Annotated in this window: 24 protein-coding genes, 1 tRNA gene and 2 pseudogenes; 10 read left to right on the forward strand and 17 right to left on the reverse strand. The window is 35.1% G+C overall.

Features of this window, described 5'->3' with window-relative positions:
- Window positions 1-4: 4 nt before the first annotated feature.
- The 15 genes and pseudogenes from ARADI_RS10780 to ARADI_RS10845 all read right to left on the reverse strand — a co-directional run bounded on the left by ARADI_RS10780 (window position 5) and on the right by ARADI_RS10845 (window position 8,523).
- Complete coding sequence (locus ARADI_RS10780; protein ID WP_119712058.1) at window positions 5-1,012, reverse strand: SpaN/EivJ family type III secretion system needle length determinant; 1,008 nt, start codon at window positions 1,010-1,012, stop codon at window positions 5-7.
- Window positions 1,013-1,303: 291 nt separating this feature from the next.
- Complete coding sequence (locus tag ARADI_RS10785) at window positions 1,304-1,522, reverse strand: hypothetical protein (RefSeq protein WP_182853201.1); 219 nt, start codon at window positions 1,520-1,522, stop codon at window positions 1,304-1,306.
- The gene (locus ARADI_RS21750) at window positions 1,497-1,676 is read right to left on the reverse strand and encodes a hypothetical protein (RefSeq protein WP_439647105.1); all 180 of its coding nucleotides are present in this window, start codon (window positions 1,674-1,676) and stop codon (window positions 1,497-1,499) included. Before ARADI_RS21750 ends, ARADI_RS10785 begins: the two co-directional genes overlap by 26 nt.
- A 42-nt stretch (window positions 1,677-1,718) precedes the next feature.
- The gene (locus ARADI_RS21755) at window positions 1,719-2,330 is read right to left on the reverse strand and encodes a hypothetical protein (RefSeq protein ID WP_439647111.1); all 612 of its coding nucleotides are present in this window, start codon (window positions 2,328-2,330) and stop codon (window positions 1,719-1,721) included.
- Window positions 2,331-2,375: 45 nt separating this feature from the next.
- Window positions 2,376-2,540 carry a hypothetical protein gene (locus ARADI_RS21760; protein WP_439647106.1) on the reverse strand — a complete coding sequence of 55 codons (165 nt, stop codon included), beginning with the start codon at window positions 2,538-2,540 and terminating at the stop codon, window positions 2,376-2,378.
- A gap of 18 nt (window positions 2,541-2,558) precedes the next feature.
- Window positions 2,559-2,732 (reverse strand): hypothetical protein, encoded by a 174-nt coding sequence (locus tag ARADI_RS21765; RefSeq protein ID WP_439647107.1) that lies wholly within the window; start codon window positions 2,730-2,732, stop codon window positions 2,559-2,561.
- A gap of 86 nt (window positions 2,733-2,818) precedes the next feature.
- A complete protein-coding gene (locus ARADI_RS10795; protein ID WP_119712059.1) occupies window positions 2,819-3,151 on the reverse strand; it encodes an InvB/SpaK family type III secretion system chaperone in 333 nt (110 codons plus the stop codon).
- A gap of 19 nt (window positions 3,152-3,170) precedes the next feature.
- A pseudogene (locus ARADI_RS18330) lies at window positions 3,171-5,150 on the reverse strand (EscV/YscV/HrcV family type III secretion system export apparatus protein).
- A gap of 192 nt (window positions 5,151-5,342) precedes the next feature.
- The gene (locus tag ARADI_RS10815) at window positions 5,343-5,558 is read right to left on the reverse strand and encodes a hypothetical protein (protein ID WP_119712063.1); all 216 of its coding nucleotides are present in this window, start codon (window positions 5,556-5,558) and stop codon (window positions 5,343-5,345) included.
- Window positions 5,559-5,661: 103 nt separating this feature from the next.
- Entirely contained in the window at window positions 5,662-6,243 is a 582-nt protein-coding gene (locus tag ARADI_RS10820) for an HrpJ domain-containing protein (RefSeq protein WP_119712064.1), read from the reverse strand.
- A 5-nt stretch (window positions 6,244-6,248) separates the two neighbouring features.
- The gene (locus ARADI_RS10825; RefSeq protein WP_182853202.1) at window positions 6,249-6,401 is read right to left on the reverse strand and encodes a hypothetical protein; all 153 of its coding nucleotides are present in this window, start codon (window positions 6,399-6,401) and stop codon (window positions 6,249-6,251) included.
- Between the two features lie 42 nt (window positions 6,402-6,443).
- Window positions 6,444-6,548, reverse strand: a complete 105-nt coding sequence (locus ARADI_RS10830) for a hypothetical protein (RefSeq protein ID WP_238149383.1) — start codon at window positions 6,546-6,548, stop codon at window positions 6,444-6,446.
- 23 nt (window positions 6,549-6,571) lie between these two features.
- Window positions 6,572-7,111, reverse strand: a complete 540-nt coding sequence (locus ARADI_RS10835; RefSeq protein ID WP_119712066.1) for a secretin GspD/PilQ domain-containing protein — start codon at window positions 7,109-7,111, stop codon at window positions 6,572-6,574.
- Window positions 7,112-7,165: 54 nt separating this feature from the next.
- On the reverse strand, window positions 7,166-7,930 hold the full coding sequence (locus ARADI_RS10840) for a hypothetical protein (protein WP_119712067.1): 765 nt from the start codon (window positions 7,928-7,930) through the stop codon (window positions 7,166-7,168).
- A 119-nt stretch (window positions 7,931-8,049) separates the two neighbouring features.
- On the reverse strand, window positions 8,050-8,523 hold the full coding sequence (locus ARADI_RS10845; protein WP_119712068.1) for a hypothetical protein: 474 nt from the start codon (window positions 8,521-8,523) through the stop codon (window positions 8,050-8,052).
- Window positions 8,524-8,840: 317 nt separating this feature from the next.
- Between ARADI_RS10845 and ARADI_RS10850 the strand changes: the two genes are divergently transcribed.
- The 6 genes and pseudogenes from ARADI_RS10850 (at window position 8,841) to ARADI_RS10875 (ending at window position 10,931) form a co-directional block, all read left to right on the forward strand.
- Window positions 8,841-9,374 (forward strand): hypothetical protein, encoded by a 534-nt coding sequence (locus tag ARADI_RS10850; protein WP_119712069.1) that lies wholly within the window; start codon window positions 8,841-8,843, stop codon window positions 9,372-9,374.
- Between the two features lie 96 nt (window positions 9,375-9,470).
- On the forward strand, window positions 9,471-9,704 hold the full coding sequence (locus ARADI_RS10855; RefSeq protein WP_147392401.1) for a hypothetical protein: 234 nt from the start codon (window positions 9,471-9,473) through the stop codon (window positions 9,702-9,704).
- Window positions 9,705-9,768: 64 nt separating this feature from the next.
- Complete coding sequence (locus ARADI_RS10860) at window positions 9,769-9,960, forward strand: hypothetical protein (RefSeq protein ID WP_119712070.1); 192 nt, start codon at window positions 9,769-9,771, stop codon at window positions 9,958-9,960.
- 30 nt (window positions 9,961-9,990) lie between these two features.
- Complete coding sequence (locus ARADI_RS10865; protein ID WP_119712071.1) at window positions 9,991-10,230, forward strand: EscF/YscF/HrpA family type III secretion system needle major subunit; 240 nt, start codon at window positions 9,991-9,993, stop codon at window positions 10,228-10,230.
- Window positions 10,231-10,383: 153 nt separating this feature from the next.
- Window positions 10,384-10,509: pseudogene (gene sctI / locus ARADI_RS21060) on the forward strand (type III secretion system inner rod subunit SctI); the annotation flags it as partial.
- A 2-nt stretch (window positions 10,510-10,511) separates the two neighbouring features.
- Entirely contained in the window at window positions 10,512-10,931 is a 420-nt protein-coding gene (locus ARADI_RS10875) for a hypothetical protein (RefSeq protein WP_182853203.1), read from the forward strand.
- Between the two features lie 311 nt (window positions 10,932-11,242).
- Here the strand turns inward: ARADI_RS10875 and ARADI_RS10880 are convergent, their stop codons facing one another.
- The gene (locus ARADI_RS10880) at window positions 11,243-11,380 is read right to left on the reverse strand and encodes a hypothetical protein (protein ID WP_182853204.1); all 138 of its coding nucleotides are present in this window, start codon (window positions 11,378-11,380) and stop codon (window positions 11,243-11,245) included.
- 181 nt (window positions 11,381-11,561) lie between these two features.
- On the opposite strand from ARADI_RS10880, the gene ARADI_RS10885 reads away from it, so the two are divergent.
- From ARADI_RS10885 to ARADI_RS10900, 4 genes are all read left to right on the forward strand, one after another.
- Window positions 11,562-11,807, forward strand: coding sequence for a hypothetical protein (locus ARADI_RS10885; RefSeq protein ID WP_119712073.1), 246 nt, complete (start codon window positions 11,562-11,564; stop codon window positions 11,805-11,807).
- Between the two features lie 309 nt (window positions 11,808-12,116).
- Window positions 12,117-12,491, forward strand: coding sequence for a hypothetical protein (locus tag ARADI_RS10890; protein ID WP_119712074.1), 375 nt, complete (start codon window positions 12,117-12,119; stop codon window positions 12,489-12,491).
- A 98-nt stretch (window positions 12,492-12,589) separates the two neighbouring features.
- Window positions 12,590-12,674: transfer RNA gene (locus tag ARADI_RS10895), tRNA-Leu, on the forward strand.
- Between the two features lie 180 nt (window positions 12,675-12,854).
- Window positions 12,855-13,013, forward strand: a complete 159-nt coding sequence (locus tag ARADI_RS10900) for a hypothetical protein (RefSeq protein ID WP_182853205.1) — start codon at window positions 12,855-12,857, stop codon at window positions 13,011-13,013.
- A 286-nt stretch (window positions 13,014-13,299) separates the two neighbouring features.
- Here ARADI_RS10900 and ARADI_RS18335 read toward each other — a convergent pair whose 3' ends face one another.
- Window positions 13,300-13,836 (reverse strand): hypothetical protein, encoded by a 537-nt coding sequence (locus ARADI_RS18335; protein ID WP_238149384.1) that lies wholly within the window; start codon window positions 13,834-13,836, stop codon window positions 13,300-13,302.
- Between the last annotated feature and the right edge of the window lie 3 nt (window positions 13,837-13,839).

Consider the following 13,839-nt stretch of genomic DNA (forward strand, 5'->3'; position numbering starts at 1 on the left):
TTGCTTACCTGATTTCTTCGCTATTATCGAGTAGTTCATTGAGTGTGATATTAAGCGTGTCAGATAAAGATACTGACTGTGTAGATACTTTCTCGTTTAAATGGCGCTGAAGTATCGACATAACATAGTTATTTGATGCCATAAGTTGAAGATGGTGATCTACAATTCGGTAAATATCAACGTGATGAGTACCTTGCCATTGAGTGAATGTATAACGTAATTCTGCTTCAGGTGATGAATGGCTAAATGGTACAATGATTGTTGGCGTTTTGGCAGCTGGTTCTGCCGATATGTCACTTAGGTAGCTGACTGAGGCTTGGAAGGTTGGCCAGCCAGCCAAAAGAAGTGCACTATCGTTATTAGCTAAGTTATTATTATCTATAGGAGAGCGGTAATTTTCTTGCGCTGCTGGTTCTATGCTATTTAACTCATTTACAATCGTTAGTGATAAATTGTGTTCTTTTATCGTTTTATGGCTAGTGTTTTTCAAATGAGCACTGTTAGCGGTTAAAGTAGCTATTTTTGTGTCAGCAGCTTTGTCATCATATTGTTGTTTGAGTCCGATTGCTGATTTAACTTTTTCGCCGATTTGATGGTTTTCCTCAATATCGAGGGCGATGTCATTTTTTTTCATCAATGGTCGATTAATTGGATAATTGTTTTTATCGGTATCGACTATTGTGGAATAGTATTGATAGTGTGACTGAAGGGGATCAGTGGTTATTTTAGTTGTAGAGAACGGTGGATTGAGGGGAATTATTATGTCGGTGGTAACCAACTCTTCCTGCTCTTTTGGTCGCTGTTTTTCATAAGTCGTATTTTCGGCTGGTAGCGCTGTGGCAAAAATAGAGTGTAATAAGGTTAATTTTTCATCAATTGCTATTGAGAAATCAGCATTATTAATCTGTTCATCATGGCTATCCGATAAAGAGCAGGTGGTGGACGGATTATCTGGTAAATAAGAAAAACTACTAATAATCCGTTGGCTTTGATGAGTAACAATATTAACCATAAATTACTAATTCCTGTAATTGTATCTCTTCTCGCGAAGCGGTTTTTAAACGGTGGCATTTTTTTGCCTGCTGATAGCAATGCTTTAATTTTTCTCTTTTTTATCAATTCGAACTGCTGTTGTTGAAGCAAGCTTTTTTGTTGTTCCAATTGACTATCTTCTGGTCGATTAGAGCTATTTCTGCCTGCACTTGATTGATTTGTGCTTTAACTATCGCCTGCTTCCTTTTTCCATCAAATAAGGCGTTATAGGCTAATTGTCCAGCAGGCTCTAAGGTCTTCGCTTGTTCGATTAATTGATAAATAAAAAATAAGATTGTCGTTGTCGCTGCTGTTGATTAGCTATTTCTCCTTTAATTTGGACGATGGCTGACGCTACTCTGGTTTGCTTTTGTTGAAGCAGTTTGATCGGAGTTTCAAATTTACGCCACGATGTCATAAAGCTCCTTAACGGATTGAGAAAACGAATAAGATTGTCGCCATGATTATTGCAGAAACTGTTCGATGGCATTTTTCTTATTGATAATTTGGTCATGCCCACGATTTTCTCCAGCGTGATACTCGCCCAACTCCCGTAAAAGTTTTAATGATTCTAACTGGGTAAGATAATGACGAAAATTTCGTGCCACTGTTTGCTGTTGTTGCTCAGTGATCTGTTGAAACAACCGATTAGTACTACGTAAAATGTCGATGGCCGGGTAATGCCCTTATGCGGCTAACTGTTGAGAAAGGTAAATATGACCATCTAGAATAGAGCGTATTTCATCGCTGATCGCATCGGGTTCTTCTTCATTTTCCAATAAAATGGTATAAAAAGCGGTTAATGCACCTTTTTGTGTATTGCCGGGCCGTTCAAGCAATGAGGGGAGGTGTTCAAAAACCAAAGCTGGAAAACTTTTACGAGCAGGTAGTTCACATGAAGCCAGGGCCACATCACGCAAGGCACGGCAATAACGGCTAATGGAATCGATAAAAAGAACGACATGTTTATTTTGGTCACGAAAATATTCTGCCATGGTGGTAGCCACTAAGGCGGCATTGCAGCGATCAACGGCCGGCTGATCGGAGGTTGAACTAATAAGAATAGTTTGGCTGCCACGGGCTGAATGCTTTAATTCATCAACAAATTCAGTAACTTCTCGTCCTCTTTCACCAATCAACGCGATAATGAAGATATCTGCTTGTGCATAATTGATTAGTATATTCATTAACATGGTTTTGCCACAACCCACGGCGGCAAAGATGCCTAATCTTTGCCCTACACCGCATGCTAATAGCCCATCAATCGCACGAATACCGGTGGCAAAATAGTTAGTGATAGGTTTTCTACTTAAAAAATCAGGGGTGTTGGTATTAACTGAGTGTTAGCAGCTAGTAGTTGTAGGTGCAATTGGTGGCGCAAAACGTAAGATTGGTTGACCCACAACATCTAACATGGTTCCTAATAGTGTTTCATTTAATTGAATGGAGAGCGTATTGCCTGTTGGCTCAATGACTGTCGTTAAAGAAAGGCCATACGAAGAACCCATTAAGCTAAGTAATGCTTGTTATTGATGAAAACCGATTACTTGAGCTTGTCCAATAGTTTTAAGACTGCCAGGATAGGGTTTTAATAAGCAAATCTCACCGATAAAAACTTTTCTTAATGGTGCCTCAATAATATTTCCCTGAATGTGTACCGGATAGGCAGCTTGGTAGAAAGGCGTAAAGTTACTATTCATTGCCGGTTAACCAATAAACAATGTGTTGATAGTGAGCATATGTTGGAAAAAATTGTCGATGGCTTCGGTAAATTGCGTCGCATTTTCTAGCGCTGTGATTGAGAAGGTTGCACGCAATTTAAGCACATTTTTATCATTGAGAAAATAAGCGGGTTGTCCTGGATAAAAAAGGGCGAATGGTTACTAATCATCGTTTCGAATAAGCGTTGACTTAATTGTGGAATAACATTTTGGTCATATCCCAGATTAGTCCATATCATCGGTAAATCATTTATCATAGCGATATGAATATCAGGTAATTCTTCTAATTCAAGCGTGATAGTAGAATGATTATTGAGTTGATGCCCTTTGGGAAATAAATGTGGTTTTTCTATTATTTTTATTGCATCGATGACAAGTGAAGCAAGATCCATTTGCATAATTCAGTCCTTGAATTTATTAAATTGTTTTTATGATATTGACCTCAGTTCCTTCTGTGATCTCGGAAAAAGAGAGGACATTCAGTTCCGGGTATTCCGGGTAATGTCTGGTTAAAATTTTTGTTATTAAAACGACGTACATTAACTGAGTAGAGTAAAACTATCTTAGGAATAGTATAATTTTCTTTAAGTGCGACTAATAACCTATCTTGTACAACATCTAATTGAGCAGGTTCGAGATTTAAAAAAGAGCCTGATGAAGTTTGTCGTATTCCTTGGCGAATAATCTCTTCTAGTTCTGCTGAAACGATTAGTACATGCAATTTTTGTTGAAAGATAAAACTAGCTGTAATGTAACGTGCTAAAAGTGCTCAAATTTGTTCAACTAACATAATCGGATCTTTCTCTTTCGGACCCCATTGCATGCACCAGCCCGCCTAAAATTATCTTAATATTACGAATCGATATCTGTTCTTGAAGAATTCAGGATATTTCTTTTCTAATTGGTCCAATAAATCTTTTGTTTCTTGAATACCAAAAAACTCACCGATATTACGGGTTATTACCTGACTGAAGATCACTTTCAAACAGATAGCCTAGCGGTTTTAATCTATTTTTTTCTTATTGTTGTACCCAGTAGCAAGTTTTGCCTTGTTTCAGGGTTATTTGGCTGTTAAGACCCAACTGAGCAAATTCACTGCTTTTATTGAGTACTCGATAATTTTTAAAGATAATATGAAATTCTGCGCTTCTAACTTCATTGACTAAGATAATGACTTTACAGGGTTCTAATTTGGCAGAATAATTGATAATAAAGTCAGGTAATAACAAGCCATATTGAATTAGGACCTGATTTTTTAACCACTGGGTTAATCGATTATCTTCAATATAATCTTCATGCTGCTCTGAGATTGAAATAATCAATGGCAGCGCTTCATGATAAGAGACATCTACATTAGATTGCTATTGAATATTATTTTCTCTGTTACTAATACTACTATGCTAGCCACTAGTTTTTTTCTGATTTTTAGCCTTTTTTATTAAGTAAGGTTTTTCTTAAATAGGAACCGCTGATTAATATTGATAGTAAAATAAATATGAGTGTCGGAAAGCCAGGTAAAAAACCCATAATAAACGTTAAAACCGCGGTAATAATTAAAGAAAAATCATGAGAAAACAGTTCTTTGATAATATTTTGACCCAAATTTTTCTGCGTGCCTCCCACTCTGGTAACGATAAAACCGGCACTAATCGAAATGAGTAAAGCGGGGATCTGGGCGACTAAACCGTCACTGATGGTTAGCATGGTATAAGTTGTCAATGCCTCACTGAAACTAAAACCCATCTGCACTATACCAACAGATATGCCACCTAAAAAGTTGACAAAAATAATCACAATGCCAGCAATAGCATCTCCCTTAATAAATTTCATTGCACCATCAAAGGCGCCATATAATTGACTCTTCTGCTCAAGTTCAATACGGCGGTGTTTGACACCTTTATTATCAATAATGCCAGATTTTAAATCAGCGTCGATGCTCATCTGTTTACCGGGCATGGCGTCAAGATAAAAACGGGCAGCAACTTCGGCTACCCGTTCAGAGATTTTGGTGATCACGATAAACTGTACTACGGTTACGATAGCGAAGATCACCAATCCCACGACTAGATTGTGACCAATCACAAATTGACCAAAGGAAGTAATGATGTCGCCGGCATCGGCATCGAGTAAGATCAGACGGCTAGTGCTAATAGATAATGCCAATCGAAATAAGGTAGTAATCAACAACAGAGCTGGAAAACTGGTGAAATGAATGATTTTGGTAATGTAGAAAGAACTCATTAACACTAATAGTGAAATGACAATGTTTAAGCCTATCAACAGATCAACAATATACGTAGTTAATGGCAGTATTAGCATGGCAATCCCTAAGATCATGATGCCAAGAACGATAAGTTCAGGCTTGTTTCTAATTTGCAACAAAACTGATTGCAACATATTGCTTTCCCTGCTTTGAAAATTAAAGGCGACGTAAGGTTTTTTTTGATAAAGTAAGTCAAGTAATGAAAGTAATTGTGATAGTGTTTTTTCCCTAATTTCAGTACTTAAGTAGATTTCTATGGTTATGGATTTAAATGCTAGCATAAGTTATTGAATAAATATAATATGATGATTGATAACAATAGTTAGCTATTTATTAGCGATAATATTTTGAATGATGACCATCATCGCTTCTGGATCACTTAATCCCTTAATAAAAATGGCTAACCAACTAACTTGAACCTTCAGCTGTATTAAAAAGGGTAGATTAGAGCAGTAAGCGAAAAAGATTTTGTCAGCAGAAGAGAGTTGTTTGATCCGGCCTAAAGAGTATAGATAGACAGAAATTCGGGTATAAAACAGCAACTAGGTGACAACGCTTACATATCACAGAGTAACGACTGCAAAACAAAATCAATAATTAAAAAACGTTTATCAAGCCATATTGATTAGCCCACTCCTCATAAAACTATAGCGGCTCAATGTCTTGGCTAATGAAATCGCGGTATAACTGGCGTAGTTTCATGGCACTTAATGCCGTTTGATAGCTAAATTGTTTAGCTTTTAGTGCAATATTGATACCCGCTCGGTTTGCTTTTGCTCGTTGATTGGTATCCTGGCAAAGTGAATTGATTTCGGCTTCAACCTCAATGGCCAATGAGGCAGAAAAATAGCGTCGGCGTAAAAGCTCTTTTAGCACTGAGACAAAGTCACTATCATCAGGAAAAAACTGGCGCAGTAAGGCTAAAATATCGGCTAATTTATTCTTTTGGTTGTTTAATAATTTGATCACTGTGGCCAATTTTCTATCTGCATTATCTTCCAATATACGGCTATTTATTTTGTTACTATCCTGCTGTTTTTTTTGTAGATCTTGTCGGCGATTGAATTGACTCATAACCATTGACATATCATCCATAATATCTAACAGCTGGTGATTATGACTTACCATAATTGGCGTAGGTTTAGTTGTTTCAATGTCAGATAAATGTTGGATTTTTGATTGCTGGTGTAACAAAATTGATGAATTGATTTTATTGATATCTAACATTTTTATTACCTATTCTCTCCATTGATATAAGTATAAAGCAGGTCAATAGCAGCCTGTGTTTGCGGATCAACCGGTTTAAATGGATTTTTGCCTAGCGAATTATTCAATAGATTTTTTTCCTTAACCAAACTGGGTTGCAGCATAAAAATACGTACCATTTTTTTATTGGTTTTACTGCTATAGGGAGATAATCCAACTATCTATGGAATATTGCCAAGTAATGGGATTTTACTCTCGCTGGCATCAATATCTTCTCTGGTATAACCGCGAATCAGCAAACTATTGCCTTGGGCTACACGAGCCACTGTACTGATATTGGCGCGATTAATTACTGGCAGTGCATCGATTTTTTCTGTTTCACCGTTGTTGGTTTTTTTTCAGCACCATCTTCTAAATTGATAACCATCTCAATTTCATTGTCGGTGGGAGAAAGGCGGGAGACGACACTGATCGTAATACCAAATGTGGTTGACTCTAAGGTGGCAATACGCTCTCCACGTACTTGAATATAGAATGTGGTGCTGTTGTCAAAGATAGCAGACATATTTTCTTGCGTTAGGATAATCAGACGGGAAACCAGTTGAGCACTTCCTTCCAGACTCATTGCGCGTATTTTGGCTAAAAAATGTACCCCGGCCGTAGCACTAATATCGCTGGTATTAAGTAAAAAGTTACCATTTTTAGTGTGGTAACTACTTTGCCAATCAATACCCAGGCGATCAGCTTCATGTTTGGTGATATCGATGATCCACAATGGCAGCTCAATTTGTCGTTTCGGTTGATCAAGCTGTTGGATCATTTCATTGATCAATTGAATACCTTGAATACTGCCTTTGGCTAACAGACTGTTAGAACCGGGTAATGGCATTAACTCGATTGATTCTTTGCCAACAAGGGTAACAAAGGAGGGTTCCGGTTGATATTATTCGTCAATGTTAGCAATTTTTATATCCGTTTGACTTGCCGTTTGTTTGTTGGATTGAAAAAGTTGTTGTAAAACGGTACTGATGCCAGGTAAGACTAATTTTTCTCCCCGGATAGAGTAGCTTCTATCGGTGACAAAGGTATTTTTTAAAGTAAAGATGTGAACATAATCATTACCAAAGCGTTTTTCTTCAATAATATCCTGCTTCAATTGTCGTGCTTCTTGGCCCAGATATTCTGCTGCAGCTTGAACTAACTTCACATAAATTGGTGGCCCAGAGACATAAAAGATTTTGTTATTGCTGCCACCACGTAAGGGATAACGTGGATCGTAAAGACCGATAGCATGCAAATACTCTTTTACACGCTGGAAATCGATCTTTTTTAGATTCAGCATCTGTTGTTTCATTTCACTGCCATCGTAAACATAAATGACGTTACCATCATTAAAATAGATAAATGCCATTCTACGTATGAAAGTATCAAAAGCGGTTTTGGGGGACGAAACATCAGATCGACCTGAAATTCGCTTCTTTTTCACTGCGGAACTGAGAATAAAAGGTTTATTTAATTTATCGGATAATACGTCAAAAAATTGTTCAACCCGACTATCAACGGCAATAAAAAGATCATTGTCCGGTTCAATATGATCTTTAACTAAAACGTCTTCTTTTAAATTTGAAAATGTCGTTGCTTGATTAGGAAAAACAATCAATAGAAAACAACATGAAAGGATGGCCTTAGATAACGAGTTAATCTTCATAAAACGACTTCCTCATCAATCTAAATGACTTAGGTGTGGCGCCAAAAATAACTTTTATCTCTTTTGATAGATGTGAAGCGAAACTAAAACCGTAATCCAGTGCTATATTGGTTAGCGGTTTATTTTTTTAGAATAATTGATAAGATTGCTGAAGTAGCCCGCCATGAACGTAGCTGTTTTTTACCACATAGACCTAAATATTGATGACAAAGGCGCCGAAAGTGAGTCTCTGAAATGCCATACTTCAGGCGAATTTCCGTTATATTATTAACGTTTTGTTTCATTTGATTAAGTAAGTGATGGGTTATCCAGTAGCATTCATGATTCCTCATCGCTTCAATTACTGGCCGCAATGGTGTCTGATAAGGGGTTAGTAGTGAATTGATAAATAAAGTTTGAATATCCTTTCCAATACTAGAATCGAAAATAAATATATGATTTTTAGTTATTATTGATTGGTTAGAATAATGAGGAAGATTGTGGTTAGTTAATGCATAATCGATATAGGCAACCAGTTTTATATAAGAAAAAATATCTGATTTTTCTATTGTCCAATAGTTATGAATTGGTTCTATTGTTGATACTTGTTCCAAGGATAAAAATATTTGTTTATCAGTTAAATTATAATGTTGATTCTGTTTGTCTTTTATAATATAAGTGATTTGTATAATATGATGTTTAACTTGTTAGCTTTAAATTTTTTGCTAAAATGATACACTACTCCTCATAAGAAAAAATATAAATAAGTATATAAATAAAAAATAAAATTTAGTCTTTAAAGTATTTTCTTTATTTATAAAATCTCAAATTAAATAATCATAAAAGTATATTTAATTACTTTAAAATAGATAAACTCCATGAATATAAATAATAACTATATGATTCGTTTTTTACTGGAAAACTCAGTGGTATGGTCTTTTTACTAATACCCGGTCACTATCAAATTATTGTTGGCAGTGAACAATGTATTCAACAATGGTTTGAGCAACATAATAAAAACGATGACGATTTTATACAGCTCTATGTACCCATCAATCAGCAAAATAAGCTGATTATTATTGACACTATCTTGCTTGAAGTGCATAACCAACGAGATAGTTTTAGCTATACTTTAAATGAACAAAATGAATCTATTAAGTCATTTGAAGCTAAATTTAATTACCCGACTTTCTGGCAAAAAATACCACTATTTGCGATAAAGCGAGTCGATGAAGAATGGTGTGATGAGTGTGAGAATTTGTCTTATTTAATTGAGAAATCCGATAAGTCAAATAAAAATCACTTGATAAAAATAGGAGACATTTTTTTATTGCTTGTTTTGTTTTTATTCTGTTATTCTGTTATTATGTGTTCTTTTATGAAGTCAATCTTAATAAGAAATATTTATTTCCTAATAAAGCTATTAATAACTTACTGTCATTTGATTGTGAACAATTTTGAGTAAAAAAGATAATATAAAAAATTATTGATGAAATTAATAGATTGATTCCTAATGCTGAATATTTTTATTTCCATATAATAAATTATAACAGTGTTTCTTTTGTTTATAAAAATAAACAGACAAAAAATAATTAAAGAGTTATTTAGCAAATATCAATTATGCCAATTTAATATGAATACTATTTTATTATCTGATTTATCTGATTTATCTGATTTATCTGATTTATCTGATTTATCTGATTTATCTGATTTATCTGATTTATCTGATTTATCTGATTTATCTGATTTATCTGATTTATCTGATTTATCTGATTTATCTGATTTATCTGAATAATAAAATTTTAAATAAAGTACAAAATTATAAATTATGGTTATCAGAAAAAGGATTAATAATTCAGTTGAGTGAAATGTTGACGGAAGATGAGATTTATCAATTGAAATTAAAACCTTATCAAGCTCAACTGGGAAAAGGTTTTTTTCAATTTCTATTACCTGAAGAGCGGGAAATAGAATCAGAAAAAACGCAACTTAAAACTACCAAGGAATATATTTTTGTTCAACCGGAGCATCGATATTTTCCTGCTGGTTAATTATTAACATTATTGGAAAGGAGAACCTTTATGGTAGTCAATGATAGTACTATCGGGGAGATACTTAAAGAGACTCAAGTAACATCTGATGAATATCAAAAAAGTGTTAAAGATACTATTGAAAAATTGAAGAAAGATCCATCTAATTCGGCAGATTTGGCTGAATTTCAAGCAGCGATGGCGGCACATAGTGTTTTACTGAATTTCATGTCAACAACCATTAAAGCACACAAAGAGAATGCACAGACTATATTAGGTAATATGTGTTAAGGATAAATGATGAATATTAGTAGCATAAAATAATATTACTGTTCTGACTGAATCAGCAGAGGCTGGAGAGATGACGTTACAGTAAGCCATTAGTCAGCTATATCGACAGCATAATCAAGTTGAACAGCAAGTTACTGTGATACATTACAAACAGGCGATCTCTCTTCACTGCTTGCTATCCAGCAAATTACAAGTGATTTTCAGGTTGAAATGTCATTGTTAAGTACATTAGCACGTAAAGCACTAACAACTGTTGAAACAGTTATAAAGGCGCAATAACAGTGACAATACTCTTTCACCACCTATACTTTTTTATCACCATATCTGTTTTTACTTTTCTTTTATCAAGTTGTTATGATGAAGCGTTACTTAATTCGCTGAATCAACGACAGGCAAATGAAGTACTGGCAGTTTTACAAAAGCATCAAATTACGGCCAGTAAAAGTGCACAAGGAAAAGGGCTCTATAAAATTAATGTGGCGAAAGAGGACTTGTCGGCTGCGGTACAGTTATTACAAGAATATCAATTACCTTCACCAGAATGGCTTGAGATCTCTCAATTATTTCCTGCTGATGCCTTAGTTAACTCGCCGAAAATTGAAAAAGCCAGATTAATTTCAGGTATTAAGCAGCGGCTTGAACAATCTTTAATGGCACTGGACAGCATCGCTGATGCGCGGGCGTATTGTAGACACCGATGAAAGGCCTCTGTCATCGTATTTTATCATGATGAAAAGCAAGATATTGATGAATTTAAAATGGGTATAAAAGCATTTATTAAAAACGCGATTAGTGAATTGGAACCTCAATATATTACGGTATTTTTAATTCATAAAATATCACCACCAATTTCTTCTCAGCCGAAAAAAATACATCAGGTGAGGGATATTATTTTTATATATTATAGCTTTTTATCTTAATTATCGGTGCTGGGCTAATATATTGGGTAATTAAACGTAAAAAACTCGCGCAATCAATAATAAAATCTCAACAGCAATGAAACAGCAAACTTTTAATTTGATAAAAACAATAATGTATCAACCAGCCAGTTATATTCATCACTCATTTGGTTACCCACCATATGATAAGCTAACAATGGCTGAAAAACGGATATATGACTAACAGGTAATGATGCACTTTCAATTGCCAACCACGGTCGATTTTGAATTTGATGATAACTTACACGTACAATTATATATTAATTATTGGTCTAGGCTACCAATAGCAGCTTTATACTTAGGTGGTTTATATCAATCACCACAGCTAATGATCGCTAATCAACTCCAACAGTTACCAGAGCGCCATTCAGACAATTTTTATCCTGGGCTAAGTTGCTGTTACCGCCACAAAAACAACAAATTATTCCGATAACTGCCACATCCTATTCACAAGATGAACTAACAAAGTTCGGCATGTGGGCAATGAAACCATTAATTGAAAAATACTCTTTGGTATTAGCTGATCGTTTTAGTCTACTGTTTAATAAAAATTATCCACAGTGGCAACTTGCTACCATATTACCGATTAATTACTCATTATTAAAAGCAACGCTTAATTATGTTACCTACACGACCTGAAAAATTATTGACTCAAGCGATAGATAATGTCTTGATTCGCGCTAAGTCCAAACAGAGCCATGATTATCATCAATAACTGATAAGCCTGGCCAAAAAACAGGCGAAGAAAATAATTATTGCTGCGCAAGCAGAAAAAGAACAAATATTTAGCAAGGCTAAAATTCACGGTTATTGCCAAGGGGGATCAGCCAGACATCTACTGCGCTTGCCTGATTTATTCATGTATACCAAACCATCAACCACAACCTTTATAACGATATAATTAAACAAATAGAGCAAACATTAATTCAATTTCTATTAACAGAACCGGTGATTGAGCAGCTACTGGGTAATTTAGTGGCCAAAATTGACCTCCAGCAGCAAAGCAAAATTTACCTACCGGAAAAGTTGGCAACTACATTATCTGAGCATTGGTCAGACAAATTTAGTAATATCAAACTCACTAGCCACCAACAAAATTGCATAATGCTAGAAGTGGGTAATGAAATTCTTTACTTCTCGCCCGAAAAAAGTGTTACCGAGATGATGAAAAGTATCATTGCAGATAAACAGATCGCCGCCAGCAACCAGCAACAAATAGCCTGCATCACTGAACTGAAAGAAAACTTCGTTAAAACGCTACAACAACAGTTTGAGCGCTATCTGACAGCCAGCGACCAAAGCTTGCTTGAAGCAGATAGATGATTGTTTTTTAAGCACTTAACGTCATTGACGAACAATAACAGTTGCGCCTGACGAGATGGCGAGTATAATAGCGCCGTTTTCCGCGATTCTCCCTCAATGCCGAAGTGGCGAAATCGGTAAACGCAGTTGATTCAAAATCAACCGCCTTCGGGTGTGCCGGTTCGAGTCCGGCCTTCGGCACCATAAAACATTTCTGGACATCAGGTGATGTTTTTTTTATGTTTGGAATCCCAGTCTTACCAAACGTTCAATCGATTATAACCCCAAAAATATGGTCGATTCATCTCAACAGCTAAACAAAGAGATAGAGCAGGACTTAAACGCTTAGCTAAATTTTTATAGCGAATTGATAGCGATATCAGCATGCGTGCTAACCTCACGGGTTGTCATACTCACTTTATGATTATTTATTTGTTCCATTCTCACGGGGAAGTATTCGATTTTGATAATGTAAGTTGGAGTATTTCTGTTGAATATGGGGCGATTGAAGAGCTAAGATTATTTCGTCAACTAACGGCTTAAATTACGTTATTATGGTGGATTGAAATTAGAGCAATTAACCTTTTTTAATTAACGAGATTATAAAGTGATTATTTAATTGTAACTTGCCCATTCATTAGCATTCAGAGAAGCCAGTCTCTCAATATTTCTAATTTACTATTTTCGTTCAAAAGTTTATGTTTTTTTGCTGTAATGGTTCTACAAAATTATAAAACATTTGAGCGAGATTTTTAGGGGGAATGCACGTGTAGTATTTATTTATAAAGGAATCAAATAGCAGATTTTTTATACCACTGGTTTTTCCTTCCTATCCAAAGAAAACTCCATTTTTATAAATATTATCCCATAAGAGTTGATAATTATAGAAATATTCTTTATTTTTTAATGAAATAGCTTTGCAGAAGTTAGAGCAAATAATAGGGTTTTCAAAACATTCGAGTACTTCCTTAGTAATAAATGCTATACGTCCTGTTGATTGATTAGGGCTACCACCTGAAATTTCAATAATAAAATCAAATGTAGATAGAATTTTATGTTTATTTTTATTCAAAATATATCTATTAAGAGGTGAATTTTTACCATTTTCTCTTAATCCACTGATATCGGCTCCCCTAATACAACTAACTTGTAATGTATAATTACCTTCTTTGAATTCTTTGCCCCAATCGCCAGTTTTATCTGACTTTATCCAGCTCGAAAGATGATCAACATCCCAACCTAATGGAATATTTTTCTTCAAAATCGAGTTATAAACCATCTTTCCACCAGAAGTTTTATATGGTTTTCCATTAGCATCCGGGAAGTCAAACTGCATAAACCAGTAGTTGTACAGTGTTTTTGCCATTGC

The sequence above is a fragment of the Arsenophonus endosymbiont of Aleurodicus floccissimus genome (assembly GCF_900343025.1).
In the GTDB taxonomy this organism is placed as follows: domain Bacteria; phylum Pseudomonadota; class Gammaproteobacteria; order Enterobacterales; family Enterobacteriaceae; genus Arsenophonus.